Source organism: Mycoplasma tracheobuteonis (assembly GCF_054456995.1).
This window is the reverse complement of sequence record NZ_JBTKTG010000032.1, coordinates 1-2,941: the sequence shown is the minus strand read 5'-3', so window position 1 is coordinate 2,941 and position 2,941 is coordinate 1. Positions and strand designations below refer to the sequence as shown.

The window sequence follows — 2,941 nt, the reverse complement described above, 5'->3', positions numbered from 1 at the left end:
GAATTGAACAAAGCTAGAAAACAAAACACTAATTATTTCCAACTAAGTGACTTATCTAGCTTATTTGATAACTTGCAAAAATACAACAGCTTAATCGAGATATCTAAAGTGATGAATAAAAATATTAAGACAATCAAAAACAATATTGAAAATGCATCAGAAGAATACAAATATTCGACAACACAAAAATGCAAGAATTGTAATACAAAGATGATGTCTGTGACTTATTTATCGCTAGAGAAATGAGTAGATACAAGAATTGCATTAGCACAAAATATTTATCAAACAAGCGTAATGAACAGTTGTGAAAGATTAAGACCTATACAGGATTTCTTAATCGAATGAAGTAATTTGAGAAAGAAATACAAGAAATTGAGAAGAGAAAATCCGAACCTTGATCTTGGCGAAAATATCAAATACACCAGAAAGATATCTGTGGCTCGATTATTAGATGAATATATTGATAAAAATAAAGATAATAATGTTTTTGTGCCTACACTACAGACATTTTATAATGCAATAGATACAAAATTAGATATTGATTACAGTATGTTTGTAGGAAAAAGAGGTATGAGTAATTCGACATTTGATAAATCTCAAAAGAAGAAGAAAAGAAAATATACAAAGCCAAAAATTCAGGGTGCAACTTCAATTCATAACAGAGATGAAAGCGTAAATAACCGTGAAGATTTTGGACACTATGAGATGGACACGGTAGTATTTAATAAGTCTAGCAAATATATTTTAGTGACTGTTTATGAGAGAAAATCCAGATTAGGATATGCAATGCTTTCAAGAAGAGATTCTCTATCAGTAGCTAGAACAGTTCAAAAAATCATTAAACTTTATGGACTTTCAATTAAGACATTAACAATAGATAATGGCTCCGAAAACACATTATTACACACCATCCCAGAAATAAAAGAAATTTATACTTGTGATCCTTATTCTTCACACCAAAAAGGTGGAATTGAATGTTGACACAAGGAATTAAGAAAATTTATTCCAAAAGGCAAATATTATTCTTGAATTAATGATCAAAGTATTATGAATATTTGTCACGTTATAAATAGTTCAAAAAGAGAATATAAAGTGCCGAACAGTCTATACACTGTACGGATGAGTGCGTACGAATTTTATTCAACACATTGTTAAAAATTGGTAGTTTTCTAAAATAATCTCATCAAATTTTTATGGGTGAGATAGCTTTTCTATTGCCTTTTTTACAAAAAACATTTAAAATTAAAAAACATTGTTTTTACAACTGAAATTAGAGCTTTAGTGGAAAGTCATATTTTTAATTTGTATCAATTACATATCTAACTTTAAGTGTGATTCTTGTATAATTTATAAGAATTCCTTTCGAAGGGGTTTTAGGTGGAGCACAAAAAAACAGTGCTCCACTTTTATTATATCTTAATAAAAGTGTTGCACTGCAGATTACAATCGAGCCACCCCTATTGGAGTGCTATGATTAATTCTGTAAGGAGTGTTAAATAAATAATAGTAGGGTTATAATTCCTGATAATTAATGTATATTATTTTTGATTTTCAACATTTGTTTGATTTGTTGCAGCTGTTGGTGTATATTGTCATGTTGATAATAATTTTATTGCTTTATCATAATCAATTGAATATCCGCCATCCATTAAATGTCTTACTCATGTACCATAACTTTCATTTCCTGAAACTAATACATAACTTTCTGCTTGTGGTTCTTGTTCTCATTTAGAAGTTGAAGGATTGTAGTAGACACCTTTCACATTGACATCAGTGTTGACAAATAGCTTACCATAATTTGTTTCTGTTGATTTCAATGCTTCAATAACTTGATTTGCGTTAATAAATTTATTATTAATTTTTCCTTTTGTAAAATTATCGTTGAAATCAGAAATATCATCTCCGATTCTTACAACAGACTTAAATTGAACTAAATTTCCTCCAATTGTAAGTTTATTATCATTGACATATTTCATTCTTTCTTCTTTGTTAACTTTTACATTTCTATTTTGGAAATTGTATTGTAAAGTTTCTGTTGGCTTTTCAGAACCAGCCATAAACCAAATTCAATCAGGCATATATTTAGCATCTAAGCCTAGTTTAACTAAATTATCCACAGTACCTTTCATTTCAGCTACTTGTTTTCTGTTAGAGTTGAACATTACAACTCCACCTTTTGATCAAACATATTTAATAAAATTAATAGCTCCTGCAATTTCCTTCGCTGTGGCTGTATTTACATAATTTGTTCAATCTTGACTGTTAAATTCTGTTTGGCTTGTTACGACTGACCAATTTTGATATAAGAAATTATTTAAAACAGTATCATCCAAATCCATCCATACAACAGGAATAAATTTTTCTGCATCTGTTGCACCAACCGTAATTGTGTCACCAGAAATATTAACCTTATCTAATTGAACATTGGGCTGTGCTATCATTGCATCAAATGCTATTTTAGCAAGTCTATAAGTTTGAATACCTGTTACATATTTTTCTGATGAAAATGAATTTCATAAATCAGAAGTAATTTCTTGTGTCATGCCACGTTTTGAAAGTAAATCTGTTGCTTTTTTATTAGCTTCTTGGAGTTGTGTATCCTTATTAGCTAAATCACTTTTAAGTTGACTAATTTCTTTTTCTAATTTAGCTGTTTCTTTATTGCTGTCTTTATCATTGCAAGCAATCGCTACTATAGGCATTGCAAGAATAGAAGCTCCAGCTAACGAAGATAATAGTAATCTAAATTTTTTCATATTTTACCTTTCACTGGGATTATACCCTATTGTTATTATATTATTCTAGTTTATAAACAGATTAAAATCAGCAAGTAAATATGGAAATTTCCCATTTGTTTTCACAAATTTCTAATATTTTGTGGAAAATCGAACTAATAAAGATATTCAGGACAATACCTTTCGTTTAAAAAATTAATGTATTC

At 28.9% G+C, this 2,941-nt stretch carries 2 protein-coding genes; one reads left to right on the top strand and one right to left on the bottom strand.

Annotated features, from left to right (window positions below):
• A partial coding sequence (locus ACX1M8_RS03465) for an IS30 family transposase (protein ID WP_458836805.1) occupies nt 1-1,155 on the top strand: 1,155 nt, incomplete at its 5' end.
• Between the two features lie 383 nt (nt 1,156-1,538).
• Here ACX1M8_RS03465 and ACX1M8_RS03460 read toward each other — a convergent pair.
• Complete coding sequence (locus tag ACX1M8_RS03460; RefSeq protein ID WP_458616337.1) at nt 1,539-2,756, bottom strand: HAD family acid phosphatase; 1,218 nt, start codon at nt 2,754-2,756, stop codon at nt 1,539-1,541.
• Nucleotides 2,757-2,941 lie beyond the last annotated feature (185 nt).